This is a genomic window from Actinoallomurus bryophytorum (genome assembly GCF_006716425.1).
In the GTDB taxonomy this organism is placed as follows: Bacteria; Actinomycetota; Actinomycetes; order Streptosporangiales; family Streptosporangiaceae; genus Actinoallomurus; species Actinoallomurus bryophytorum.
On the sequence record NZ_VFOZ01000002.1, the window covers coordinates 1,065,377 to 1,091,885 of the forward strand.

The window sequence follows — 26,509 nt, forward strand, 5'->3', positions numbered from 1 at the left end:
TCTTCCGCGCCACCGGTCGCCCGTGCGGGGCCGTCCCACCATAGGACAGCCGCCTATCCCCCGGAGCAGCCATGCGCGTGAAGATGATCCTGCCCGCCCTGACCGAGGCGACCTCGCCGTTCTTCCGCCCGATCAAGTACTCGTTGTTCCCGCCGCTCGGGCTCGCCACCCTGGCCGGCCACCTCGACCCCGGCGACGACGTGACGATCACCGACGAGCACGTCCAGGAGGTCGACACCTCCAACGAGCCGGACCTCGTGGTCATCCAGGTCTACATCACCTCGGCGCGGCGCGCGTACGAGCTCGCCGACCTCTACCGCGCCAAGGGGGTGTACGTGTGCCTGGGCGGGCTGCACGTGACGTCACTGCCGGAGGAGGCCGCGAGACACGCGGACACGATCTTCTGCGGGCCCGGGGAGGACATCTGGCCGGCGTTCCTCAGCGAGCTGCGGAGGGGATGCCCGCGGTCCCGCTACGACTCGAAGCAGCGGAGCCTGGCCGGGCTCCCGCCGATCCGCCGCGACCTGATCGCGCGTCACCTGTACCTGGTCCCGAACTCCATCGTGGTCTCCCGCGGCTGCCCGCACGTGTGCGACTTCTGTTACAAGGAGGCGTTCTTCGAGGGCGGCAGGTCGTTCTACACCCAGACCGTGGACGCGGCCCTGGCCGAGATCGACCGGCTACCGGGCCGCCACCTGTACTTCCTGGACGACCACCTGCTCGGCAACGCGCGCTTCGCCACCGCCCTGTTCGACGGGATGCGCGGGATGGGGCGCCTGTGGCAGGCGGCGGGCACGGTGCAGACCGTGCTGCGCCCCGGCCTGCTGGAAAAGGCGGTCGACGCGGGCCTGCGCAGCCTCTTCGTCGGCTTTGAGACCGTGAACGCCGGAAACCTCACCGAGCAGCGCAAATGGCAGAACGTCGACCGTGACTACGGGGCGGTGATCCGCCGGCTGCACGATCTCGGCGTCATGGTCAACGGCAGCTTCGTGTTCGGCATGGACGAGGACGACGCGAGCGTCTTCGACCGTACGGTCGAGTGGGCGGTCGGTCAGGGCATGGAGACCGCGACCTTCCACATCCTCACCCCCTATCCCGGCACCCGTCTCTACCAGCGGATGAGCGCGGCGGGACGCATGCTCCACCACGACTGGGACCGCTACGACACACGCCAGGTCGTCTTCGAGCCCGCCCGGCTGACCGCGCGCCAGTTGGAGGAGGGATACCGGCGCGCGTACCGCGACTTCTACCGGTGGGGCTCCATCCTGCGCGGCGCCCGTACCCAGCCGACGCTGCGCGGCAAGACGCGCCACGTCGCGTACGCGGGCGGCTGGAAGAAGTTCGAGCCGCTGTGGGATCTGGCCATCCGGGCGAAGAGGGTCGGACACGGCCTGCCCGCCCTGGAGACGATCCTGTCGGGATTCGGCTCTCAGCCCGCTGAGAGGACCAGGGACCATGGCGATCCGGTCGATCGGGGACGTACCGTGCGGACATGAGCTCTGACGAGGTGCTGGTCGACAAGGACGGCCCGTTCGCCGTCATCACCATGAACCGACCCAAACGCCGCAACGCGCTGTCGCTGTCGCACATGCACGCGCTGACCTCGGCGTTCCGCGAGGCCGGCGGGACCGATGCCACCGGCATCGTGCTCGCCGGCAACGGCCCGGTCTTCTCCGCCGGGCACGACTTCGCCGATCTGGCCGGGGCGGACCTCGCGGCGGCGCGCGAGCTGCTGCTCGCCTGCCGCGAGCTGATGGAGACGATCCAGTCGGTGCCCCAGGTGGTCATCGCCCGGGTCCACGGGCTGGCGACCGCGGCCGGCTGCCAGCTCGTCGCCACCTGTGACCTGGCCGTGGCCGCGTGGAGCGCCGGTTTCGCCGCGCCCGGCGGCAAGGGCGGCTGGTTCTGCCACACGCCGATGGTCCCGATCGCGCGCAACGTCGGGCGCAAACGGGCGATGGAGATGGCGCTGACCGGGGACGTCATCGACGCCGGTACCGCCCTCGACTGGGGCCTGATCAACCAGGCCGTGCCGCCCGAGGAGCTGGAGAAGGCAACGCGTGAGCTGCTGGAACGCGCGACTCGGGGCAGCAGGCGCAGCAAGGCCCTCGGCAAACAGGCCATGTACGCCCAGCTCGGGCACCCCGAGGCGGACGCCTACACGTACGCGATCGAGGTGATGGCCGCCGCCAGCCAGACGCCCGAGGCACAGGAGGGCATGGCGGCCTTCCTCGAGAAACGCGCCCCGGAGTGGCCCGCCTGAGCCGGATTCGGGGTTCCGGTCCCGGCAGATCCCTCCAGGGCATGGATTCAGACGATTCGTCCAATACTCTGCGCTCAGGAGGGGGTTCCATCACCGGGGAGTGAGGCATGCCCGTACAGGCTCATGCGGGTTCGCAGGACCGGCGCGTGCTGAGCACGCCCGCGGGCCGCCAGTTGCTCGGGCTCTTCGACGCCCGTACCCAGGCCCGCCCGTGGCGGCTCGGCAGCCAGCCGTTCCCCCTCCTCGTCTTAGAGGCGGCCGAACCCGGCGTACCCGTCGACGACTACGTGGGAGAGCTCGAGCGGGCGGCGGCCGAGGCGGGCATCCCGCACACCGTGCCGGTACCCGCGCCCGGAGCGGACACCGCCCCGGAGGTCGCGCTGCTGGACGCGATGACCGACGAGGGCGCCTGGAACGGCCTTCGCCACGGGTTCGGCCGGTTCCGCTTCCCCCGCTCCGACCTCGTACGCTCCTTCGAGAAGGCGAGCGAGCGCGCACGCGAGAAGAACGCCGCCCATCCCGGGTCCACCACGCCGATGGATGAGTGGAAGGACACCGCCGCACTCCTGTCCTGGTCACGCCGCCCGTTCCGCGCGCCGGTGTGGTGGTCGACGGTGATCCTCCTCGTGGCCGCGATCCTCGGCGGCGTCGCCCAGGCCCTGGCGGACAAGATCCGGATCGGCACGCTGCTGCTGACGAGCCTGGCGCTCCTCGTCGCGGTGATCCTCGCGGCCGGGCTGACGACACGCACGATCTGGCTGCCGATCCTGTCGCGTGCCGGTGTCGGCACGCGGTACCGATGGTTCGCCACCTCCTCGTTCTTCGCCGTTCTCGGCGGACACGGCTTCGACGACCGGCTCCGCCGGGTGCTCGACCGGCCCCAGTGGGCCGACACCGCGGAGTTCGGGCTGCAGATGAAGACGCTGGCCTTCCTGGAGGACCTGCGTGCCGCCCACCGCAAGCTGTCGCCCACGCTGCGCGGGCTCAAACGGCCGGTGCCGCCCGTGGTGTTCCTCAGGGGCGTCACGGCCGACAACGGCGGCGTCGAGCTGCTGTCGGCGATGAGCGACATCCGCAGCCGCCGCAGCGAGTTGCATCCCCTGCTCGTCGTCGCCTCGGCCGGCCACGAGCACCGCGCCGCGCTGGACGGCCTTGCCGTGGCGCCCCCGCCGGGCCCGCTCCAGGACCTCTACGACGCGTGGGAGGCGTCGCTGGGCACCGCGCAGGCACCGAGCCAGCAGGTGGCGGGCCCGTGGCTGCTGCGGCTGCCCATCCCGGCGGAGGCCCCGGACTCGCTGGCACCCTCCCGGCTGAGCCCGAGGCGCAGACCGGGCTGGACGTGGCTCTGGTCGTGGTGGTCGCTGCTGCTCGTCCTGGCCGTGACCGCGGTCGGCGGCTCGTACCTGCACGGGCGGCTGAGCTCGGCGCACTGCAGCGTACGGTTCCCGTTCTCGGCCAACGTCGACACCCGGCTGGAGGACGACGGCGCGGGCAGCCGTGAGTGCGTCGGGGTCTCCACCGAGGGGGTCCGCTTCGAACGCGAGAGGCAGAGCACGGGCCTGGACGGCGACCGCCGCGCGCCCGACCGCCGGCACACGGCCGGCGACCTCACCCTCGCCGACCTGCAGCGCATGGTCGACGAGGAGGACGCGAGCGTCGTACGCGGCCACGCGCCGTACGTCACGGTCCTCTATGTCGGCATGCTGACCACGGCCGACGGGCAGGAGCAGAGCGCCGTCAGCAGCATCCGCGAGCTGGCCGGCGCCTACCTCGCGCAGCTGGCCAACAACCACACCGACCAGCCCGGCGAGGTCGGGATGCCGCTGAAGGTCCGGCTGCTCGCGGTCAACGCCGGCCAGAACATGGCCTTCTCCGGCCTCGTCGCGGACCGCATCCTGGCCATCGCCCGGCGCGACCCCACCGTCGTCGGCGTGGTCGGCATGGGCCGCAACACCAGCGCCTCCCAGGCCGCGATCCGCCGGCTAAATGACGCCGGCCTGGCGATCGTCGACCCGGTCAACTCCTCCGACCAGCTGCCCATGCTGGCGCACTACTACGGCCTCGCCGCCACCGACCACGACGAGGCGGTGGCCGCACTCCGTGCCCTGGGCGGCCATCCGGTCGGACGGGCGCTCATCGTCTCCCGCTCCCCCGGTCCCGCCCAGGAGTACAGCTCCGAGCTGGCCGCCGATGCCCAGGAGGCACTGCGGCCCCGGCAGCCGGACCCGCTCACCTACGACGGCACCGACGACATCGCGGGCAAGGTGAAGACGGCGTGCGAGAACTCCCTTGGCCATCCGTACGAGCTGGTGTACTTCGCCGGCCGGGCCGAGGACCTGCCCGGCCTGATCAACGGGCTCAGCAGCGGCGGCTGCGCCGACCGGCCGCTCACCCTGATCGGCGGCGACGAGGTCGCACGAGCGAGCTTCGGGTCCGGACGGCACCAGATCCTGCTGCCGCGGACGCTCACGGTGTACTACACGACCTTCAACCACCTGCCGAACCTCGTCGCCGGCGGCCGCGACCGGACCAACGCGTTCTTCCTGCTCTCACGCAACGTGCTCGGCATCGCCCCGGGGCCGCTCCTGGCGGACGGCCAGATGGCACTGACCTACGACTCGACCTCCGCGCTGGCGCAGGCGGCGCAGAAGGCGTTCAACACGCTGGGCCTGACCGTACGCGACCGCGAACGTACGGCGGGCAGCAGCGTGGTCACGTCGGGATCAGTACTCCTGGAACTACCCCTGCTCCGGGCGAACGAGGGTGCGAGCGGCACGATCGACTTCACCGGAGACCAGCACACGCTGAACGGCTCAGGCCACCGCGGGCTGACGCTGGTCAAGGTGACGATCAAGCGGGGACAGCCCGTCTACCAGCCGGTCTGCGGACGCCTGAACGGCGATCTGCCGGTACGCGGGCTGCCCGCCTGCCCGTAGGGGTGTCCTTTCGCGGGGACGGGGGGCTCCTGCTTGCCCGATCCGCCTCGGATCGGGAACCTTCGCAGATCAGAGACACCTTCGATGGGGTCGGTTGCCGCTAATACGGAGAGCCGATAACATGGAAAGCGTTGCAGTCGTAGTTTCCTCGTACGTATTGAGTTCGCTCTTGAACGCCCGCGGAAGTGACGGCGGGCGTTTTCGCTTCTCCGGGATAATCTTCGCGGACGCAAGCCAAAGTCCGTATGCAGCCCCGGTCCGCCGACCGGTGTCCCGGTGAGGCATCCAAGAAGGAGAGAAAGTGGCAGAAGGCACCGTCAAGTGGTTCAACGCCGACAAGGGCTTCGGTTTCATCGCGCCTGACGGCGGGGGCCCGGACGTGTTCGTGCACTACTCGGCGATCACCTCCAGTGGTTTCCGTACGCTGGAGGAGAACCAGCGCGTGAGCTTCGAGACGACCCAGGGTCCCAAGGGCCCCCAGGCGGAGCAGGTCACGCCGATCTAGGCTTAGCACTACACCAAGCTGGGCCCGCACCGAGCAATCGGTGCGGGCTCTGCTGCCTTGTGGAGCCGCGTCTCGCTCCGGTCGGCGGCATCATGGGCGTGCCGTGCCTGGGGTGCTCCGGGTGGCGCAAAACATCACATTTCGGGCTTGTTGGGCTTGGGTGGACTGCCGGCTCCGGGGTGCCTCGGATGTTGGCCCGATCCGGCCACTTCGCGACCCGCCAGCCGCCAAGCGCCCGTGGGGATGAGGACGTGCGCGGCAGGCGACGCAGCGCAGGCCGGCCAGATCGATGCACCAGCGGACAGCGACCGAGACCTGATCGCTCGTCCCCGTCGAGGAGGCAGGTGCGCCGGCTCACGGAGCTGCGCGGCATGACCGAAGAGGCCGCACGCGCCCGCATCGCTATCAAGGCCACACGGAGACCGGGGACCCCGCCCTGTCCGCCCTTGCACGTGGGCGCCGTCGTCGAGGTGTACATGCCGACGGGGGGCCGCTCAGCGTCGCTGAGCGATTCAGGCCGACCGACCGTACCGGCGCGTGCCCGTCGGCTTGGTCGCCCCTAACAGACCCTGAGAAGACGCCACCTGGCACACCGCAGTCACCGCGCGTCAGAACTTCCCGGCCGCCAGACCCACTCCGTCCAGACCGCCCGGGCCCCCTCCAACGTCGCCGCGCGTCAGAACCTCCCGGCGACCAGGCCCGCTCCGTCCCGACCGCCCAGGCCCCCGGACCGCCTCCAGCCTCGCCGCGCGTCAGAACCTCCCAGCCACCAGGCCCACTCCGTCCAGACCGTCGGAGCCCCCTCCGGACTACTTCCAGATCGGAGCCGACCTCCCTCTCCCTCACTCGGCACGGCAATACGACTCGGAGTCGATCCCTCAGCCCGGCACTGGTTACGCCGGAACCGTCCTCCGATGCCTCGGAGGACATGCGCCCCCGGCAGCCGGACCCGCTGAGGTGCGAGGACCCTCACTCTGGGCCTGCAAGACGCGCTCGTCGCCGCACGAGGTCGCCTCAGGTCACCGCCGTGCTCTCCACACGACACGAGGTCAGACCGCGTGTGGTGAGGTGGAGGGGAGGCGATCGACGTTCTCAGGCGTCAGCTACATGGCTGGGCTTGCCCTGCCGCCGCCCCGACTGTCCGTCCGCCTGGTCGGACTCCTCGCTGTGCGACCGGCAAGCCTGACGTCGCGCCCCGGCAGCTCGCTCCTCAGCCGGGTCCCACGGCGGCGTGCCCGCCCCTGTGGTGGTCAGTCCCGCGCCATGGGCGCTCGCGGGGTCCGCGTCGGGCGCGGAAAAGCCGGCGCTATAGGTCGGCGTGCCCGCACTTGGCCAAGGTCCGGTGAATCCGGCGCTATAGGTCGGCGTGCCCGCACTTGGCCAAGGTCCGGTGAATCCGGCGCTATAGGTCGGCGTGCCCGCACTTGGCCAAGGTCCGGTGAATGCTGCGCCTTGGGCCCACCGCGGGTACCTCGGCCAAGTCTCTGCTCGGACCAAGGCCTCGTCTCCCGGTTCCTCCCGGGTGTGACCTGATACCCCGCCCCGAAACCGGCCGCCGATCCCCCGCACGGGGCGCCTGAGAGCCCGTCTCCAAGCTCCGGTCATTGCCCCGGTCGCTGACCTGACCTCTCGCTCCCGCGGCGCCCGTGTTCCCCGATGCCGACGTGGCCCTCGCCCCCGGCCTCTCCCCCTCGCTCACTCGCGCCCCTGGCCGCGCGCCTCCAGTCGTCCCAGCCGCTCGCCTGGCTCGCCCGCCCCAGCCTTCCGCCTCCGGTCCTGCGGCCTGGTCGGCTACCTCCCGGGCCTCTCCCCCGGGCGCTTACCCCCGGGCACCCACCCCAGCCGGCCGCGCGCTCGCCCACCGACCCCAGCCAGCCGCCTCCGGTCTCGCGGCTTATCGGCTACCTTCCGGGCGCCGGGCGCCCAGCCCCGGGCACCCGCACCCGGCCCCCGGGGGCCCTGTGGCCTGGTCGGCCACCTACCGGGCCCCTCCTCCGGGCGCTTGCCCCCGGGCACCCACCCCCGGCCGGCCGCGCGCTCGCCCACCGACCCCAGCCGGCCGCCTCCGGTCTCGCGGCTTAGTCGGCTACCTTCCGGGCGCCGGGCATCCGGCCCCGGACACCAGCCCCCGGACACCCACGTCGAGGGTGTCGGGCCCTGTCGCTGGCCCTGGCCCCGGCCCCGGCCCCGGCCCCGGCGGGTGGCTACTTGACGCCGGCTTCCTTCATGTCGCGGAGTTCGCGTTTGAGCTCCTTGATCTCGTCGCGGAGGCGGGCGGCGACCTCGAACTGGAGTTCTTCTGCCGCGTGGTGCATCTGCTTTGTCATCTGTTCGATGAGGGATTCCATCTCCTCGCGGGGGCGCTCGCCGACCAGGTCGGCGGCGTGGCGGCCCGCTCGGCGGGAGGACAGGCCCGGGACCGGGGCCTTGCCACGGCTCTGCTGGCGGCCGGCGCCGCCGATGAGCTCTTCGGTGTCGGCGTCCTCGCGGGCCAGCATGTCGAGGATGTCGTTGATCTTCTTGCGGAGCGCGGTGGGCTCGATGCCGTTGGCCTCGTTGTAGGCGACCTGCTTGACGCGGCGGCGGTTGGTCTCGTCGATCGCGCGTTCCATCGACGGGGTGATCTTGTCGGCGTACATGTGGACCTGGCCGGACACGTTTCGTGCGGCTCGGCCGATCGTCTGGATCAAGGAGGTCTCCGACCGCAGGAAGCCCTCCTTGTCGGCGTCCAGGATCGACACCAGTGACACCTCGGGCAGGTCGAGGCCCTCGCGGAGCAGGTTGATGCCGACGAGTACGTCGAACTCGCCCATCCGCAGCTCGCGCAGCAGCTCCACGCGGCGCAGCGTGTCGACCTCGCTGTGCAGGTAGCGCACCCGGATGCCCAGCTCGAGCAGGTAGTCGGTCAGGTCCTCGGACATCTTCTTGGTCAGCGTCGTGACCAGCACCCGCTCGTCGCGTTCGGCCCGCTCGCGGATCTCGTGCACGAGGTCGTCGATCTGGCCCTTGGTCGGCTTGATGACCACCTCCGGGTCGATCAGGCCGGTCGGGCGGATCACCTGCTCGACCACATCGCCCTTGACCCGGCCCAGCTCGTACGGGCCCGGCGTCGCCGACAGGTAGATGGTCTGCCCGATCCGCTCCAGGAACTCCTCCCACTTGAGCGGGCGGTTGTCCTGCGCGCTGGGCAGCCGGAAGCCGTGCTCCACCAGAGTGCGCTTGCGCGACATGTCACCCTCGTACATCGCGCCGATCTGCGGTGTCGTCTGGTGCGACTCGTCCACGACGAGCAGGAAGTCCTCGGGAAAGTAGTCGAGCAGCGTGTTGGGCGGGGTGCCGGGACCACGGCCGTCGATGTGACGTGAGTAGTTTTCGATGCCGGCGCACGTCCCGACCTGGCGCATCATCTCGATGTCGTACGTCGTGCGCATCCGCAGGCGCTGTGCCTCCAGCAGCTTGCCGGTGCGCTCCATCTCGCCGAGGCGCTCCTCCAGCTCCTGCTCGATCCCCTTGATCGCCCGCTCCATCCGCTCCGGACCGGCGACGTAGTGGGAGGCGGGGAAGATGTAGAGCTCCTGGTCCTCGGTGACGACCTCGCCGGTCAGCGGGTGCAGCGTGGCGAGCTTTTCGATCTCGTCGCCGAACATCTCGATCCGTACGGCGAGCTCCTCGTACTGCGGGATGATCTCGACCGTGTCGCCGCGTACCCGGAACGTGCCGCGGGTGAACGCCAGGTCGTTGCGCGCGTACTGCATGCCGACCAGCCGCCGGAGCAGGTCGTCGCGGTCGATCTCGTCGCCCACGCGCAGCCGTACCATGCGGTCGACGTACTCCTGCGGGGTGCCCAGGCCGTAGATGCACGACACCGACGCCACCACGATCGTGTCGCGGCGGGTCAGCAGCGAGTTGGTCGCCGAGTGCCGCAGGCGCTCCACCTCGTCGTTGATCGAGGAGTCCTTCTCGATGTAGGTGTCGGTCTGCGGGACGTACGCCTCGGGCTGGTAGTAGTCGTAGTAGGAGACGAAGTACTCGATGGCGTTATTGGGCATCATCTCGCGCAGCTCGTTGGCGAACTGGGCGGCGAGCGTCTTGTTCGGCTGCATGACGAGGGTGGGGCGCTGGGCCTTCTCGATCAGCCAGGCGATGCTCGCGGTCTTGCCGGTGCCGGTGGCCCCCAGCAGCACCGAGTCCTTGTCCCCCCGCTTGATCCGCTGCTCCAGCTCGCCGATCGCCTGCGGCTGGTCGCCGGACGGGATCATCTCGGTGACGACCTCGAAGGGCGCCACCTTGCGCTGAAGATCGGTGACAGGCCGCACGCTGTTTCCTCCGTCGACTGGTGGTCGCCGGTCCAGAACGGCCGGCGGATCGCGGGCCGTGCCGGGAGGCCCGTGTATGTCAACCGTACGACCCGGCAGTGACATTCCGGTGGCCCTCGCGACGTTCCGTCCCGGCGGTGATTGCCAACCAACCGTGAACGATGCGTTACTCTCCGTTGAAGCGGCTACGTCACACCGGTCGTGGCCGAGGCCCTTGCCCGGAGGATCGCCATGGCTTACCGCCTCGCCGCCATCGTCTCGGCTCTGCCGCTCACCTGCGCCGGTATGGCGTTCACCTCGACCGTACGACATCCCACCCGGGTAAGCCCGGCCGGCATCGCCGACATCGGTCACCGTGGCGCGTCGGCGTCCGCCCCGGAGAACACCCTCGCCGCCTTCCGCGCGGCCAGGTCCCAGCACGCCGACTACTTCGAGCTCGACGTCCAGCAGACCAAGGACCGCACGCCGGTCATCATGCACGACACGACGCTGAGGCGTACGACCAACGCCGAGTCGGTCTACCCCGGCCGGTCGCCGTGGCGGGTCGGCGACTTCACACTCCGGCAGCTCGAACGGCTCGACGCCGGCTCCTGGTTCTCCTCCCGGTTCCGGCACGAGCGTGTGCCGACGCTCGCCAGGACCCTGAGCGAGATGGAGGGCAGCGACCTGAAGCTGCTCCTGGAGATCAAGGACCCGTCCCTGTACCCGGGCCTGACGAGCCGGGTCGCCGGACAACTGCGCGCCCAGCCGAGATGGCTGCTCCCCGGCCGGCTGATCGTCCAGAGTTTCGACTGGGGGTCGGTACGGGAGTTCCACCGGCTGATGCCCGCCGTCCCGACCGGCGTACTCGGCACGCCGACGGCCGCGCAGCTTCCCGCGATCGCCGGGTACGCGCACTATGTCAACCCTCGCTACGACGCCATCAACGCCGCCTACGTCCGGCGGGTGCATGCCCGGCACATGGAGGTCTTCGCCTGGGGCGCCGGCAGTGCCGCCGACGTCCGCCGGCTGGTCGGCTACCGGGTCGACGGCATCATCAGTGACCGCCCTGAGGCGGTCCCCCGTTGATCCGGCGGGTCAGCTCGGCCCACAGGTCATCGACCTGTGCGGCGAGCGACTCGATCGTGCCGGAGTTGTCGATGACGTGGTCGGCGACGGCTCGGCGCCGTTCCCGTGTGGCCTGGACGGCGATGCGGGCGCGCGCGGCCTCCTCGGTCATGCCACGCAGCTCCGTGAGCCGGCGCACCTGCTCCTCGACCGGGGCGTCCACGACGACCACGACGTCGTACAGGCCGGCCAGGTCGTTCTCGGTCAGCAGCGGCACGTCGTAGACCACGATGGCACCCGCCGGCGCGTCCTCGACGAGCTCCTGCATCCGCTCGCCGATGAGCGGATGCACGATCGCGTTGAGCCGCTCGCGCCGCCCGTCGTCCGCGAACACGATCGCGCCCAGCCGGTCGCGGTCCAGCGTGCCGTCGGGGCGCAGGACCTCCTCGCCGAACTCCTGCGCCACCGCGGCCAGGCCGGGCGTGCCCGGCTCCACGACCTCGCGCGCGACCGCGTCCGCGTCGACGAGCGCCGCGCCGAGCGACACGAGCCGCCGCGACACCTCGCTCTTGCCCGAACCGATGCCACCGGTCAATCCCACTCTCAGCACGAACGCGAGAGTACTCAGTCGGCCGGCCCCGCGGCCACGGGGGCGTGTCTGACGGATGGCGTTCGTAGCGAGCGGTGTCCAGGCGGCGCCTCGCAAGGCGGAGGAGGGAGTCGGCTCGGTGTTGGCCGGCGACCGACGACAACGCGGCGAGGCGTCGCCTGGGCGCCGCGCAGTAGGACAGGCATCCGTCAGACACGCCCAAGGGTCTTGCGCATGTGCACCAGCATCAGATGGTCGGCGACCCGCTCCCGATGCGTCTCGCCGTACCCGAGCCGCCGGTACAACCGCAGGTTGGCCTCGCTGAGATGGCCGGTGAACAGCACGCACGCGTCCGCCCGGCCGATGGCCTCGGCCTCCATCGCCTCCATCAGCGCGCGGCCGATGCCCCTGCCCTGCAGGTCCGGTGCCACCGCGAGCCGGCCTACCAGGCACGTACGGTCGTTGATCCGGGCGCGTACGGACCCGGCGAGGCGCGTGCCGATCATGGCCTTCAGCACGAGCGACCCTGCGATCATCTTGCACACCTGGTCGAGCGACTCGACCAGCGGCGGCAAGAACGGATCACCGTGCAGCTGCGCCTCGGTGACGTACGCGGCGCGCTGCAGGGTGAGGATCTGTCCGGCGTCGGCCACGCCGGCGGGCTCGATGCGTACGTCGTCGTCCATGGCCACTCAGCCGATGACCCGTACGGTGGCGGCCAGAGCGCTACGGCCCGTGGCGGGTGCCACCACGGTGTCGTCGAACCCCAGGTCGTCACTGCCGAAGATGGACACGACGGGCTTGCCCGGCTCGCCTCCGCCGGCCTCGCGCAGGCCGCCCTGAGCGGTGAGGCGGCCGACCTCCGGCCCGCTCTCCGCGGCGTTCAGGTTCCCGGCGATGACCGTACGCGGGGCGCCGCTCCATACCTGCAGCAGTTTGCCGATCTCGGTCAGCCTCGTCTGCGTACGGTCGGCGCCGTGCTGGACGTCGACCGACCACACGTCCGCGGTACGGCCGCCACCGGTGTCCACCCGCGCCCAGACATAGCCGCGCGCCTGCGGTCCGGCGCCCACGGGCAGCCGCCCGGTGCCGGTCGTCCTCACCGGCAGCCGCGACAGCACGGCGTTGCCGAACTGGTGGTCGGCGGCCGGACCCCACACGAGGCGCATGCCGAGCCGCCGGGCCAGCCACGAGCCGACGTCGGTCGTACCCGACAGGGGCCAGCCGCGTCCGACGGCCTGCAGGGCGACCACGTCGGCGTGCTGCGCCTGGATGACGCGGGCGACCGCCTCCGGGTCGAGCCGGCCGTCGCCGTCGACCGCCTGGCCGATGTCGTACGTCACGAGCCGGAACGTACCCGGCTGCGCGCTCGTACGCGACTCCCGCGGGGCCGTGACCGCGTACGCGGCGGGCACGGCGAGCAGGAGCAGTGCCGCGCCTCCGGCGCCGAGGGCGCGGGCCCAGGACCGGCCGGGCAGCGGCCCGCCGCGTGCCGCGGCGATCGCCGAGAGGAGCCCCAGGGCGATGCCGGCGGCGCCGGGCAGCACCTTGTTGGGCAGTGGGAGCGGCGCGGCGTAGTGCGACTGGTACGGCAGCAGGACGAGTGCGGTGAGCAGCCCGCCGAGCGCGGCACCAAGGTCGATGCGCCAGGCGCGCCCGCCGCTGTCGGCACGCTCCGGCTCGACGAGCGCGTCGCCACGCCGGCCGCGGTAGCCGCCGCGGCGCAGCGGCACCCGGCAGGCGACCGCCAGCAGCCACGCCGACAGCACCTGCCCGGCGACGATCACGGCGACCGCGACGACCCCGGTGAGTCCGTACCGGCCGGTGACCGCCCCCGCGCCGACGCCCAGCAGGGCGCCGCCGAAGACGCACACACCGCCGGGCACGGCCGCCACGGCGAGTCCGGAGGACAGGAAGGCCAAGGTGAGCGCCTGGGCGCCGAGGACGACGGCGCCCGCGGCCGGCAGCGACAGCCATCCGCTGGAGGCGGCGAACGCCGGACTGGCCAGGACGAGGATCTGCAGAGCGAGGAACGGCCCGAGCGCGGCGGCGCCCAGCGCGTCACGCCAGCCGATCGCGGGCGCCTCCACGGACGGGATCCGCAGCTGTCTCACCAGAACGATGGCCCCGGCGCCGACGACGAGGAGGCAGGCCAGCCAGGGCAGCACGCCGCCCCGGTCGGCCGGGTCCCAGGTGCCGAACGCCAGGCGGAGCGCCGTGTCGCCGGTCAGCCCGGCGACCACGGCCACCGCGAAGCCGGTGCCGGAAAGGCCACGCGCCGTCTCGTACAGCGCGGTGATCGCGAGCATGGCGAACGCGGTGCCGGCGAAGGCCGTCCAGAGCGCGGGCGAGAGGGCCTGGGTGCCCAGCCGCAGGACGAGAAGACCACCGACCCCGGCCAGCAGCAGCCCACGGGGCCCGGCGACCGCGCGTACGGCGGGCGCGGCGAAGCCGGCCAGGCAGACGACGAGGATCGCCGCGGAGGCCGTGACGGCGCCAGAGGTCGCGGCGAAATGACCGAATGGAGGGAACGCGGCCCGCAGCACCTCGGAGAGGACGGCGATGGTGACCGCGATGAGCAGCACGCGGGAGAGCTCTTGGGGAACGACCGGGGGCCCCGCCGTAACGACGGGACCCCCAGGACGTGCACTTGAGTCGAAATCGACCATTATGCGGTTGTATTACTCCTGGTTACCGGACAGTTTCTCCCGCAGCGCCGCGAGTGCTTCGTCAGAAGCGAGCGCGCCGCCGCCACCGGCGTCACCGCTGCTGCCGCCGCCGGCCGGCGGCTCACCCTCGGAGTTGTAGGACTGCGGTCCGGCCGCCTCGGCTTCGGCCTTGCGGGCTTCCTCGACCTGCTTCTTGTGAGAGTCGAAACGGGTACGCGCCTCCGCGTACTGCCGCTCCCACGTCTCACGCTGCTGGTCGAAGCCCTCGAGCCAGTCGCCGGTCTCCGAATCGAAGCCCTCGGGGTACTTGTAGTTGCCCTCGGAGTCGTACTCGGCCGGCATGCCGTAGAGCGTCGGGTCGAACTCCTCGTCGGTGAACGTCCCGCCACCCTCGTTGGCCTGCTTCAGCGAGAGGCTGATGCGGCGCCGGTCGAGGTCGATGTCGATGATCTTCACGAAGATCTCGTCACCGACCTGGACGACCTGCTCCGGGATCTCCACGTGGCGCTCGGCCAGCTCGGAGATGTGCACCAGGCCCTCGATGCCCTCCTCGACCCGGACGAACGCGCCGAACGGCACCAGCTTGGTGACGCGACCCGGCACGACCTGGCCGATCTGGTGGGTGCGGGCGAACTGCTGCCAGGGGTCCTCCTGCGTCGCCTTGAGCGACAGGGAGACCCGCTCGCGCTCCATGTCCACGTCGAGAACCTCGACGGTGACCTCCTGGCCGACCTCGACCACCTCGGACGGGTGGTCGATGTGCTTCCAGGAGAGCTCGGACACGTGCACCAGGCCGTCGACTCCGCCGAGGTCGACGAAGGCACCGAAGTTGACGATGCTCGACACGACGCCCTTGCGGACCTGGCCCTTCTGAAGCGTGTTGAGGAAGGTCTGGCGGACCTCACTCTGCGTCTGCTCCAGCCATGCGCGGCGGGACAGAACCACGTTGTTGCGGTTTTTGTCCAGCTCGATGATCTTCGCCTCGAGCTCGCGCCCGACGTACGGCTGAAGGTCACGCACCCGGCGCATCTCCACAAGAGACGCGGGAAGGAAGCCGCGAAGACCGATGTCGAGGATCAGGCCGCCCTTGACGACCTCGATGACGGTACCGGTGACGATGCCGTCCTCGTCCTTGATCTTCTCGATCGTGCCCCAGGCCCGCTCGTACTGAGCGCGCTTCTTGGACAGGATCAGGCGGCCTTCCTTGTCCTCCTTCTGGAGGACCAAGGCCTCAACGTGATCACCGACCTTGACGACCTCGTTGGGGTCGACATCGTGCTTGATGGACAGCTCACGCGAGGGAATGACGCCCTCGGTCTTGTAGCCGATGTCGAGCAAGACCTCGTCTCGATCGACCTTGACGACAGTGCCTTCGACAATGTCGCCGTCGTTGAAGTACTTGATGGTCTCGTCGATCGCTGCGAGGAAGGCTTCCTCGGACCCGATGTCGTTGACCGCTACCTGCGGGGTACTCGAGGTGGCCTCGGTGCTGCTCGTCATGTGTGGGATGGCTCCGGATACGGACATGCGTAGTTGCCTGTGCAACGCGGAGGGCCAGTTATCGTCCCTGCCGATGGACCGGCCGTCTGACCAGACCGATGTCGACTTGGCCGAGCGCGTACCTGCTCTGTCCGAGGCGCGCGCAGGCCCACAGCGCAGCGATCAGGATATGGGAGGCCAGGGGCAACGGTCAATCTCAAGAGGGGTCAGTAAGGACAGGCCCACTCCCTGTAACGCGTGTAGAGGTAGATCATCTTATCCTGCGGGAAGGCGATCGTGGCCGGGTTCCCGTCGGAGGTGTACCGCTTGTCGGGATTCTTCGCCAGCCACTCCAGCCATGCTGTGGAGCAGTACTGCTTGCAGTCATCTTCCTTGATTTTTTCCTTGTCCCGGATCCGCGGGATCTGCCGGGCGTCGAAGCTGCTCGCGTACGGCGAGTCGGACGGCTTCCAGCCGGCCAGGAACATCCCGGTGAAGTCCCATTTCACCGGCTTGGTGCCGTGCTGGGCCCAGTCGAGGTGCGCCGTCGAGAGCGACCCGAACGGGAAGGCGAACGTCGTCGCGGGCTTGCCGGTGGCGTCCTCGATCATCTTCTCGTCGGTGCCGATCTCCTTGGCCACCTCGGCCTTGCTCATCGACCGCATGTCCTTGTGGTTGGTCGTGTGGTTGGCGATCTCGAACCCGTTGCGGACGAGCCAGCGCATCGTCTCGATGCCCGGCTTGGATCCGCCGTAGAACGGGTCGCGGTTCACGAAGAAGGTCGCGACCGGACGGAACCCGGGATTCTCCTTCGCCACCCGCTGGATGACCGCGATCGCCGTGTCCGGCTTGGGATTCCCCGCCCCGTCGAAGTCGGCGTGCGTGATCGATCCGTCGTCGAAGGTCAGGACGACCGCGTGCTTGCCCGCCGGGATGTTGATCTGCCCCTTGACGAACTCGGCGGCGGTCACCGGGACGTAGCCCTGCTTGGCCATGCCGGTGAACTCGTCGTACAGCTCCTTGGTCGAGCGGTCCAGCGAGGCCTGCGGCTTGGCCATGACCCGGTGGATCATCAGGATCGGGACCTGGCCGAGCTCGTTCGCGCTGACGGCTCGCGCCGCGGCGGCGGCCTTGGCCAGGTTGAACGGCGGCTTCTTCGGTGGTTTCTTGCGTGGCGGGGCGGCGACCTTGGAGGGCGCGGCCTGCGCGGTCCGCGCGACGCCACCGGCCGCAGCCGGGTTCGCGCGGGGAGGGCCTACGTCATGCCGATCACGCGGGGCCAGGAAGCCGACCACCACGGCTACGACGATCAATGCAGCGGCGAATTTGTCAAGGTGCGGCACGGTTTGTCCCCTAGCGTTTCTGCACGCGGTGCGCACTAAGCCCAGCGAAAAGTTACTTCCCGCTCCCGCGATCATGTAATCGCGCGAACACGGTCGGCGAGGTGGCTTGTCATTTCGGGGTAAAGGTTCTGTCAGGGCCCGGGTCCGGTGACGTCGACGGCTGCGACACGGCGTCGCCTTTGCCTTGACCCACCACCAGAAGACGACACCCCCGCACCCGACGCCGCCCGAGAAATCCGGCGCCCCACACCCGGCACCACTCGAGAAACCCCACACCCCACACCCGACACCACTCGAGAAACCCGACGCCCCGCACCCGGTGCTGCTGGGGAATGACCGGGCGCGGCCGGCGCCTGGTGGTCGTTGGGCAGAGGATCCTGTCGCCCGGGATGCCGACGAGTGCCGACCGTTCATTTAGCGTGGTCAGCGCGCATTCCGGACCCTTTTCGGAGCGGCGGGACCGCGCGGCATGTCCGACCACGGCGGCGTGGACCCTCAGACCGGAACGAGACGTCCCGGCCCGAGGAGCATCTCAGCGGGGGCATCCGCCGTCGGGTCGCGGGCGCCGCACGCCCTGCCTACACGTGGACGTCCTCTTGCTCACCAAGTCGACCTCACCGAGCGGCCATGTCGCCGCGATGTCCGTTCATCGCCCGGACTCCGGGCATGCGACTGCTCCATCGTGGGTGTGACCTCGGCTAGGCCGGTGCTTATCGCGGAATGGGATGGGTGGCCGGATCGGCCTCGCGCGCCGTCTTCACCGGCAGATCGTTCTGGCCTGGGGATCTGAATACGCCTTGCCGGGGACGCGGCAAGCCCCTAACCCGGGACTAGGGCCTCATCCGAGATCCCCGTCCGTAGCGAGCGGCGTCCAGGCGGCGCGGCGCAAGGCGCAAGAGGGAGTCGGCTTGGTGTCGGCCGGCGGCCGACGACAACGCGGCGAGGCGCCGCCTGGACGCCGCGCCGTAGGACAGCGGGACTTCGAGACAGGCCCCAGGCGACCCCCCTGGCCTGCGGATCTACACATGCCAGGGGCTCGACGAGCACGAAATCCGCTCACATCTGTCGAGCCGGCGTCATCCGCGCCGAGCTATCTACTGCGATCCCAGCGGACGGCATACGTCGGCGCGCACGCCGTACGGACGCAGGATGCCGGCTGACGCCGTTCGGCCTGGAGCGGATCTCGGTGGCGGCGTTGCGGGCCCGCGCGCCGCCGGCGTGATCGTGCACAAGGAGGACGACCTGCCTATCGTCATCGCCCTCTCTCGCGTGATCGGTCACTCCACAGCCCTCCCGACCGGATCGGGCGCACAGCCGGTACCCCGGGCGGATCGGGCAGACGCCGGTACCCCGGCCGGATCGCGCACACCCCGGTACCGGAGCCACGCCAGAGTCATCCGCGGGATCCCGCACACACGCACCGGCAAGCACCGGCAAGCACCGGCAAGCACCGGCAAGCACCGGCAAGCACCGGCAAGCACCGGCAAGCAAAAGCACAACACACGCGCGGTTGTCGTGTCAGGTGCTGGACGTGCCGGTGCGGGGGCTCATGGTGCTCGGCTCAGTGGCCGGCCTCGTGCCAGGTGCGGCCGGTGCCCATGGACACCTCCAGTGGCACTCGGAGGTCGTACGCGGCGCCCATCTCTGATCTCACCAGGTCCTGCAGGGGTGCCAGCTCGCCCGGGGCCACCTCGAAGATGAGTTCGTCGTGGACCTGCAGCAGCATCCGGGAGCGCAGGCCCGAGTCGCGCATGGTGCGGTCGACGCGCAGCATGGCGACCTTGATGATGTCGGCGGCCGAGCCCTGGATCGGCGCGTTCAGCGCCATCCGCTCAGCCATCTCGCGGCGCTGGCGATTGTCCGAGGTCAGGTCCGGCAGGTAGCGGCGCCGGCCCATGATGGTCTCGGTGTAGCCGTCCTGGCGGGCCTTGGCGACGATGTCGCGCAGATAGTCGCGGACGCCGCCGAACTGCTCGAAGTATTCCTCCATGAGCGCGCGTGCCTCGTCCGGGATGATGCGCAGCTGCTGGGACAGGCCGAACGCGGACAGGCCGTAGGCCAGGCCGTAGTTCATCGCCTTGATCCGTGAGCGCAGCTCACCGTCGATCTGCTCGGCCGGCAGGTCGAACACCCGTGACGCGGTGACGGTGTGGAAGTCGATGCCGGAGCCGAACGCGTCGATGAGCGCCACGTCCTCGGACAGGTGCGCCATGATCCGCAGCTCGATCTGGCTGTAGTCCGCGGTGAGCAGGCATTCGAAGTCGTCGCCGACCACGAAGCCCTCGCGGATCTGGCGGCCCTCAGCCGTGCGGATCGGGATGTTCTGGAGGTTGGGGTCCGATGAGGACAGGCGGCCGGTCGCCGCGACCATCTGCCCGAACGTCGTGTGGATGCGCCGGGCCTCGTCGGCCATCGGGATCAGCGAGTCGACCATGCTCTTGAGCTTGGCGACCTCGCGGTGGCGCAGCAGATGCTCCAGGACCGGATGCGCGGTCTGGGCGAACAGGTTGGTCAGCGCCTCGGAGTCGGTGGTGTATCCGGTCTTGGTGCGGCGCGTCTTCGGCAGGCCCAGCTCATCGAAGAGGATCTGCTGGATCTGCTTGGGCGAGCCCAGGTTGAACTCCCGCCCGATCGCCTCCCACGCGCCCTCCTCCATCGCCTTGACCTCGCCGCCGAACGTCGCCGACAGCCGCGCCAGATAGTCGATGTCCAGGGCGATGCCGAGCCGCTCCATCGCGGCCAGGACCTCCACGAGCGGCATCTCCACGTCCCGCAGCAGCGTGGCCGCGCCGCGCCGCTCCAAGTCCTTGTCGAGCGCCTCGGCGAGGTCGACGACCGCGCGGGCGCGTACGACCAGGTCGAACGCGGCCTCCTGCTCACCGGAGCCGTCCAGCGTCAGCTGCCCGCTCTCGTCGGCCTCCTTGCGCAGCTCGCGGTGGAGATAGCGCAGCGCCAGGTCGCCCAGGTCGAACGAGCGCTGGCCCGGCAGCGCGAGGTAGGCGGCCAGCGCCGTGTCGCTGGTCAGGCCGTCCAGCTCCATGCCGCGCGCGGCGAAGGCCAGCATCGGGCCCTTCGCGTCGTGCATCGCCTTCGGCTGCTTCGGGTCGGCGAGCCACGTGGCGAAGGCCCGCTCGTCCTCCTCCGGCAGCTCGACCGGGTCGAGGTAGGCGCCCACGCCCGCCTGGGTGGCCAGCGCGATGCCCGTGATGTCACCGACGCCCCGCCCCCACGTGCCGGTCACCGCGACGCCGACGCGCCCGGTGCCACTCGCGTGCTCGGCCAGCCACGCGGAAACCTCGCCGGGGCCCGGCCGGGCCATCTCGACCTCGAAGCCCTCCTCGGCCTCCGGCTCCACCGCCGACAGCGTCGCGTAGAGACGCTCGCGCAGGACGCGGAACTGCAGCGTGTCGAACAGCGTGTGGATCTCGTCGCGGTCCCACTGCCCCAGCACGAGGTCGGCCGGGCCGCGGTCGAGCGGCACGTCGCAGTCCAGCTTGTTGAGCTGCTGGTTGCGCAGCACGTCGCCGAGGTGCTCGCGCAGGCTCTCGCCGGCCTTGCCGGTGATCTCGTCGACGTGCGCGACGAGCTCGTCCAGGCCGTCGTACTTGTTGAGCCACTTGGCCGCGGTCTTGGGCCCGACCCCGGGCACGCCCGGCAGGTTGTCGCTGGTCTCCCCCACCAGCGCGGCCAGCTCGCGGTGCCGCTCCGGCGGCACGCCGTACTTTTCCTCCACCGCCGCCGGCGTCATCCGGGCGAGGTCGGACACGCCCTTGCGCGGGTAGAGCACCGTGCAGTGCTCGCCGACGAGCTGGAACGCGTCGCGGTCGCCGCTGACGATCGAGACGTCCATGTCCTGCGCGACGGCCTGGGTGGCGAGCGTCGCGATGAGGTCGTCGGCCTCGTAGCCGGCCACGGACAGCCGCGGGATGCGCAGCGCGTCGAGCACCTCGAAGATCAGGCTGATCTGGCTGCGGAAGTCATCGGGCGTCTCACGACGGTTCGCCTTGTACTCGACGTAGGTCTCGTGGCGGAACGTCGGCTCGCTCCGGTCGAAGCACACCGCCACGTGCGTCGGCGACTCGTCGCGCAGGACGTTGATCAGCATCGACGTGAAGCCGTAGACGGCGTTGGTCGGCTGACCCGTCGTCGTCGAGAAGTTCTCGATCGGCAGCGCGAAGAACGCCCGATACGCGAGCGAGTGCCCGTCCATCAGGAGCAGGCGAGGAGTTTCCGGGGTCGCTTCCGTCGTTGCCACGCAGGCAGCCTAGCCTTCGCCTAGGACAAATCTGAGCAGCCTCAGGGTATGCAACAGGAGGTTTCGTGGAAGACGCGGGCAGCATGGTTCCGGAGGGGTTCACCACGGAGGCGTTCGGTGGGCTCCCCGCCGCGATGGGCATCGAGATCATCGAGGCCTCGGCGAAACGTGTGGTGGCCCGCATGCCGGTGGAGGGCAACACCCAGCCGTACGGCGTCCTGCACGGCGGGGCGTCCTGCGTCCTCGCCGAGACGATCGGCTCCATCGGCTCCGCCCTGCACGCCGGCCCGGACCGCATCACCATGGGCGTCGAGATCAACGCGAGCCACCACCGCTCGGCCTCCGAGGGACACGTCACCGGAGTCGCCACCCAGCTGCACGGCGGCCGTACGCTCACCAGCTACGAGATCACCATCACCGACGACCGGGATCGCCGGGTTTGCACGGCACGTCTCACTTGTGCGCTCCGAGATCGACCCTAGATTTCTTCATCCCGGCCACCCCTCTGTGACCTGCGATTACGCCGGTTGTGGCCGAATCGTTTCCGATCGAGGCGCAACGGGTATGCCACAGGCTTTGCACGCATCACACCAGTCTCGCTACCGTTGCACCGTACGAGCCCGGAACGCCGAGTAGAAAACGTACCGATGCCTCCTGTGCAGGGCCGGGGAAGGCCTGCATGGGATCCACGACGGGACGGCACCAAAGGCGTTCCGGGCTCATCGCATCTTGATCCCGATTCTGCGAAGACCGCTTCTCAGGTCTCCTGCGCTGATCTACGGTCGCGCTGTGCGCCGACCCATCCTGCGTTCCGCTCTCGCGCTCTCGATCGCCGCCCTCACGATCGGCGGATGCGGTTCACCCGACCGCGACTACACGATCCCGCCGCAGCCGTTGCCCAGCGGCGAAAAAGCGCTCTCGGGAAAGACCGCCACGATCGGCGAGCTCGACTACACCGCGATCGGGCTCCGTACCCGGCTGGGCGAGGTCATCGGCTCACACGGGAGCTGGATCCCGCACGGCCAGTACGTCAGGGTCCGGCTCCTCATGGTGAACCACGGACGGGAACGCCACGACTTCGACCCCGGACGGCAGCTTCTCGTCACCGCGGACGGGAGGACGTACGGTCCCAACACCGACGCGACGCAGATCTCCCGCGCGGCGTCCGGCACGCAGACCATCGCGTCCCAGGAGCTGTGCGCCCTCGACCTGTGGTTCGACATCCCGAAGAACGCGACCGTACGGGCCCTGCGGGTGTTCGGCGACGCGTCGTCGTCCAAACTGGGCGACCAGCTCAAGGGCGCCAACGTCGCCGGCGCCAGGAACCCCGTCGACATCCCCCTGAAATGACCCGGGTGGTGACCGCGTACGCGGCCACCACCCGGCAGGACGTCAGATCGCCGACTCCGCGCCGCCACCGAGGTAGGCGGCCCGCACCTGGGGATCGTCCAGCAGCGAACGGGCGTCGGAGGACTTCACCACCGACCCCGTCTCGAGCACGTACGCGCGGTGCGCGATCTGCAGCGCCTGCTGCGCGTTCTGCTCGACCAGCAGCACCGTGGTGCCACGCCGGTTGATCTCCTCAATGATCGAGAAGATCTGCTGGATGAGCTTGGGTGCCAGCCCCATCGACGGCTCGTCCAGCAACAACACCTTCGGCTGGGTCATCAGCGCGCGCCCGATCGCGAGCATCTGCTGCTCGCCACCGGACATCGTGCCGCCGGCCTGGCTCTTACGCTCCGCGAGCCGGGGGAACAGGTCGAAGACCTCCGCGAGGTCCTTGTCGACGTTCCCCTTGCGCGCGTACGCGCCCATGAACAGGTTCTCGGTGACCGTCATGCCCGGGAAGATCCCGCGGCCCTCCGGCGCCTGGCCGATACCCATCAGGACCCGCTTGTGCCCGGCCACCTTGCTGATGTCCCGGCCGCCGAACAGGATCTTGCCGGCCGACAGCGGACGGAGCCCGGAGATCGTCTTCAGGGTGGTCGACTTACCGGCGCCGTTGGCACCGATCAGCGTGACGATCTCACCCTCGTCGACGTCCACGGACAGGCCCTTGATAGCAGCGATCTTGCCGTAGTGGACATGGATGTCCTTGATCTCAAGAAGCATCGGCAGGAGCCCCCAGATACGCCTCGATGACCCGCGGATTGTTCTGGATCTCGAGAGGCAGGCCCTCCGCGATCTTCTGGCCGAAGTCGAGCACGGCGATCCGGTCGCTGATGCCCATGACCAGGCTCATGTCGTGCTCGATGAGCAGGACGGTGCGACCCGAGTCACGGATCTTCCGGATGAGCTGCTGGAGAGCCTCTTTCTCGGTGGGGTTCATCCCCGCCGCAGGCTCGTCGAGCAGCAGCAGCTTCGGATCCGTTGCCAGCGCGCGGGCGATCTCCAGCCGCCGCTGGTCACCGTACGGCAGGTTCTTCGCCGTCTCGTGGATCCGATTGCCGATGCCGACGAACTCCATCAGCTCCTCGGCCGTGGCCCGGCCCTGACGCTCCTCCTTGCGGTGCCAGGGCAGCCCCAGCGCCGCGCCGGCGAGCCCGGTGCGGTGATGCGCGTCCGCGCCGACGAGGACGTTCTCCAGCGCCGACATGTTGTGGAACAGCCGGACGTTCTGGAACGTCCGTGCGACACCGAGCTTCGTCACCTTGAAGCGCTTGTTGCCATCGATACGTGAACCGTCGAAGACCACCTGGCCCTCGGTCGGCCGGTACACCCCGGTGACGACGTTGAAGACGGTCGTCTTCCCCGCGCCGTTCGGGCCGATCAGAGCGAAGATCTCGCCCTTGTCGACCCTCAGGTCGAGGCCGTTGATCGCGACCACGCCGCCGAAACGCATCGTGAGGCCGCGCAGCTCGAGCACGGGCTCCCGCTCGTTGGCCGCCGCGGCGGCCGCCGTCTCACTCATTCGCTCACCTCGCCGGCGACGACGGTCGTCGGAGCGGCGACCTCGGCACCCATCGTGCCCATTCCGCCCGTGCCTTCGGCGAGTTCCGCCTTTCGGCGCCGGGACGGCAGCAGGCCCTCCGGCCTGAACACCATCAAGAGCACGAGAACGCCACCGAAGACCAGGATCCGGTACTCCTGCAGGCCACGAATCCGCTCCGGGATCCACGCCACCAGGAACGCACCCAGGATGACTCCTGGCAGGTTGCCCGAACCACCGAGCACCACGGCCGCGAGGATCGTCGCCGACAGGATGAACGGGAAGTTCGTCGGGATGATCGACACCGCCTGGGAGCCGTACATCACGCCGGTCGCGCCGCCGATCGCCGCGCCGATCGCGAACGCCGCCAGCTTGAACTTGAACGTCGGGACGCCCATCAGCTCGGCCGCGTCCTCGTCCTCACGTATCGACGCCCAAGCCCGCCCGACCCGGCTGTTCTCCAGCCGTTTCACGAAGATGATCCCGACGACGATCAGGACCAGCATCAGGTAGTAGTACGGCTTGCCGTCCAGCGCGCCGTACTTGAACGGCTGGACACCGCCGAATCCCAGTGCGTCGAAGAACCCGTTGTCCGGGATCGTCCACTCGGTGAGCGTCGGCGGGTGCGGGATGCCGCCCATGCCGTTCGGGCCACCGATGTAGTCGGTGTTGTTCGCCGTGATCCGGACGATCTCACCGAAGCCGAGGGTCACGATCGCGAGGTAGTCACCGCGCAGCCGCAGCGTCGGAGCACCCAGGATGATCCCCGACAGTGCCGACAGGATGACACCGACGAACAGGATCTCCCAGAAGCTCCAGCCGAACTTCACCCCGAACACGGCCATCGTGTAACCACCGATGGCGAAGAACGCCACGTACCCCAGGTCGAGCAGGCCGGCCTGGCCCACCACGACGTTGAGGCCGATCGCGAGCAGGATGTAGCCGCCGATCGGGAAGAACAGCAGCGTCGGCCAGTCGGTGTAGGGGGACATGAAACTGCCGATGCCGTCCGCCGGCAGCACCAGCGCGACGACGATCAAAATCAGATAGACGAGCCAGCGGGCCCAGCCAGGAGCGTCCGACCAGCGGTCGCGGACCGAGTCCGATGCCGAGGAGTACGCGTCGCGTACTCGGTTGAGCGGGTTTCCGCCTGAGGAATCGTTCATGCGCGCGCCTGCTGAAGAGACTCACCGAGAATGCCGGTGGGACGGAACATGAGGACAAGCACCAGAACGCTGAACGCCACGACGTTCTGCCATTCCGAGCCGAAGATGGCCGCGCCGTACATCTCGAAGAGCCCGAGCAGCACACCGCCGACCAGCGCGCCGCGCAGGTTGCCGATGCCACCGAGCACCGCGGCCGTGAAGGCCTTGATACCCAGCAGGAACCCGACGTCGTACCGGGTCTCCTCGAAGCGGAGCATGTAGAGCGCCGCCGCGACACCGGCCATCGCACCGCCGATCGCGAACGTCGCCGTCACGATGCGGTCGATGTTGACGCCCATCAGCACCGCCGTCTCCGGGTCCTGCGCGGTCGCGCGGATGCCGCGGCCGAGCTTGGTCCGTTCCACGAAGATGTCGAGCAGGACCATCATCACGATCGCCGCGACGATCACGATGAGCCGGTCGTTGGAGAGCTCGAAGCTCCCGATGTGGATCACGTTCGAATGCTGGACGAAGTGACCCTGGACCGGCAGTGCCCCCTTCTCCTTCGGCAGGCCGAAGGCCCAGGGGATGACCAGCCGCGCGAAGAGCTGCTGCAGGAACAGCGACGCGCCGATGGCCGAGATGAGTGCCGCCAGGCGAGACGCCCCTTTGCGTCGCAACGGCCGGTAGGCCACGTACTCCAGGATCACGGCGCTGCCACCCGACGCCACGGCGCCGGTCACGGCGAGCACCACCAGCAGGCCGATCAGGGCGATCCCGCTGACGTTGGAGGGCATGCCGAACAAGTGGAGCATTCCGAGGACGGCGAACGTGCCGATCATGAATATCTCGGAGTGCGCGAAGTTGATGAGACGCAGAACGCCATAGACCATGGTGTAGCCGAGAGCCATCAGCGCGTAGATCGCGCCCAGCGCCAGCCCATCGATGGTGTACGGCCAGAACTGATCGAAAAGGTTGTTCAAGTTGGTCGCCTTCGCCGCAGGAGCGGGAGCGTCGTACGCTCCCGCTCCTG

The 26,509-nt window shown here is 69.6% G+C and carries 18 protein-coding genes; 7 read left to right on the plus strand and 11 right to left on the minus strand.

Annotation, left to right across the window (positions count from 1 at the left end; translation table 11 throughout):
- Positions 1-71 precede the first annotated feature (71 nt).
- The 4 genes from FB559_RS40950 (at position 72) to FB559_RS40965 (ending at position 5,704) form a co-directional block, all read left to right on the plus strand.
- Positions 72-1,496 carry a B12-binding domain-containing radical SAM protein gene (locus FB559_RS40950; RefSeq protein ID WP_141962976.1) on the plus strand — a complete coding sequence of 475 codons (1,425 nt, stop codon included), beginning with the start codon at positions 72-74 and terminating at the stop codon, positions 1,494-1,496.
- Positions 1,493-2,263, plus strand: a complete 771-nt coding sequence (locus FB559_RS40955) for an enoyl-CoA hydratase-related protein (RefSeq protein WP_141962978.1) — start codon at positions 1,493-1,495, stop codon at positions 2,261-2,263. The genes FB559_RS40950 and FB559_RS40955 overlap by 4 nt, the downstream gene beginning before the upstream one ends.
- Before the next feature lie 107 nt (positions 2,264-2,370).
- A complete protein-coding gene (locus tag FB559_RS40960) occupies positions 2,371-5,199 on the plus strand; it encodes a type 1 periplasmic-binding domain-containing protein (RefSeq protein ID WP_141962980.1) in 2,829 nt (942 codons plus the stop codon).
- Between the two features lie 301 nt (positions 5,200-5,500).
- A complete protein-coding gene (locus FB559_RS40965) occupies positions 5,501-5,704 on the plus strand; it encodes a cold-shock protein (protein ID WP_141962982.1) in 204 nt (67 codons plus the stop codon).
- A 2,204-nt stretch (positions 5,705-7,908) separates the two neighbouring features.
- On the opposite strand, the gene uvrB is transcribed toward FB559_RS40965, so the two are convergent.
- A complete protein-coding gene (gene uvrB / locus FB559_RS40975; protein ID WP_141962984.1) occupies positions 7,909-10,020 on the minus strand; it encodes an excinuclease ABC subunit UvrB in 2,112 nt (703 codons plus the stop codon).
- Between the two features lie 231 nt (positions 10,021-10,251).
- Here uvrB and FB559_RS40980 point away from each other — a divergent pair, with 231 nt between their 5' ends.
- Entirely contained in the window at positions 10,252-11,088 is an 837-nt protein-coding gene (locus FB559_RS40980) for a glycerophosphodiester phosphodiesterase (protein WP_141962986.1), read from the plus strand.
- Here FB559_RS40980 and coaE read toward each other — a convergent pair.
- The 6 genes from coaE to polA all read right to left on the minus strand — a co-directional run bounded on the left by coaE (position 11,057) and on the right by polA (position 21,402).
- Positions 11,057-11,677 (minus strand): dephospho-CoA kinase, encoded by a 621-nt coding sequence (gene coaE, locus FB559_RS40985; RefSeq protein WP_141962988.1) that lies wholly within the window; start codon positions 11,675-11,677, stop codon positions 11,057-11,059. The two genes, FB559_RS40980 and coaE, sit on opposite strands and share 32 nt — an antisense overlap.
- A gap of 188 nt (positions 11,678-11,865) precedes the next feature.
- Positions 11,866-12,342, minus strand: coding sequence for a GNAT family N-acetyltransferase (locus FB559_RS40990; protein WP_141962990.1), 477 nt, complete (start codon positions 12,340-12,342; stop codon positions 11,866-11,868).
- Between the two features lie 6 nt (positions 12,343-12,348).
- Positions 12,349-14,241 carry an endonuclease/exonuclease/phosphatase family protein gene (locus tag FB559_RS40995; protein ID WP_246122866.1) on the minus strand — a complete coding sequence of 631 codons (1,893 nt, stop codon included), beginning with the start codon at positions 14,239-14,241 and terminating at the stop codon, positions 12,349-12,351.
- Positions 14,242-14,337: 96 nt separating this feature from the next.
- Positions 14,338-15,825: a 30S ribosomal protein S1 gene (rpsA, locus tag FB559_RS41000; RefSeq protein WP_141962994.1), complete on the minus strand. Its 1,488-nt coding sequence runs from the start codon at positions 15,823-15,825 to the stop codon at positions 14,338-14,340.
- A 206-nt stretch (positions 15,826-16,031) separates the two neighbouring features.
- A complete protein-coding gene (locus FB559_RS41005) occupies positions 16,032-17,147 on the minus strand; it encodes a polysaccharide deacetylase family protein (protein WP_141962996.1) in 1,116 nt (371 codons plus the stop codon).
- Positions 17,148-18,708: 1,561 nt separating this feature from the next.
- Positions 18,709-21,402: a DNA polymerase I gene (gene polA / locus FB559_RS41010; protein WP_141962998.1), complete on the minus strand. Its 2,694-nt coding sequence runs from the start codon at positions 21,400-21,402 to the stop codon at positions 18,709-18,711.
- Positions 21,403-21,485: 83 nt separating this feature from the next.
- On the opposite strand from polA, the gene FB559_RS41015 reads away from it, so the two are divergent.
- Positions 21,486-21,884 carry a PaaI family thioesterase gene (locus FB559_RS41015; protein WP_141963321.1) on the plus strand — a complete coding sequence of 133 codons (399 nt, stop codon included), beginning with the start codon at positions 21,486-21,488 and terminating at the stop codon, positions 21,882-21,884.
- Between the two features lie 307 nt (positions 21,885-22,191).
- Positions 22,192-22,752, plus strand: a complete 561-nt coding sequence (locus FB559_RS41020; protein WP_185792718.1) for a DUF4352 domain-containing protein — start codon at positions 22,192-22,194, stop codon at positions 22,750-22,752.
- Between the two features lie 42 nt (positions 22,753-22,794).
- Here the strand turns inward: FB559_RS41020 and FB559_RS41025 are convergent, their stop codons facing one another.
- From FB559_RS41025 to FB559_RS41040, 4 genes are read right to left on the minus strand one after another with little or no spacing between them, the layout of a single operon-like run.
- On the minus strand, positions 22,795-23,514 hold the full coding sequence (locus tag FB559_RS41025; RefSeq protein ID WP_141963002.1) for an ABC transporter ATP-binding protein: 720 nt from the start codon (positions 23,512-23,514) through the stop codon (positions 22,795-22,797).
- Complete coding sequence (locus FB559_RS41030; protein WP_141963004.1) at positions 23,504-24,313, minus strand: ABC transporter ATP-binding protein; 810 nt, start codon at positions 24,311-24,313, stop codon at positions 23,504-23,506. Before FB559_RS41030 ends, FB559_RS41025 begins: the two co-directional genes overlap by 11 nt.
- Positions 24,310-25,497, minus strand: a complete 1,188-nt coding sequence (locus tag FB559_RS41035) for an ABC transporter permease subunit (protein ID WP_141963006.1) — start codon at positions 25,495-25,497, stop codon at positions 24,310-24,312. The genes FB559_RS41030 and FB559_RS41035 overlap by 4 nt, the downstream gene beginning before the upstream one ends.
- Positions 25,494-26,459 carry a branched-chain amino acid ABC transporter permease gene (locus FB559_RS41040; RefSeq protein WP_246122874.1) on the minus strand — a complete coding sequence of 322 codons (966 nt, stop codon included), beginning with the start codon at positions 26,457-26,459 and terminating at the stop codon, positions 25,494-25,496. The genes FB559_RS41035 and FB559_RS41040 overlap by 4 nt, the downstream gene beginning before the upstream one ends.
- Positions 26,460-26,509: the final 50 nt, after the last annotated feature.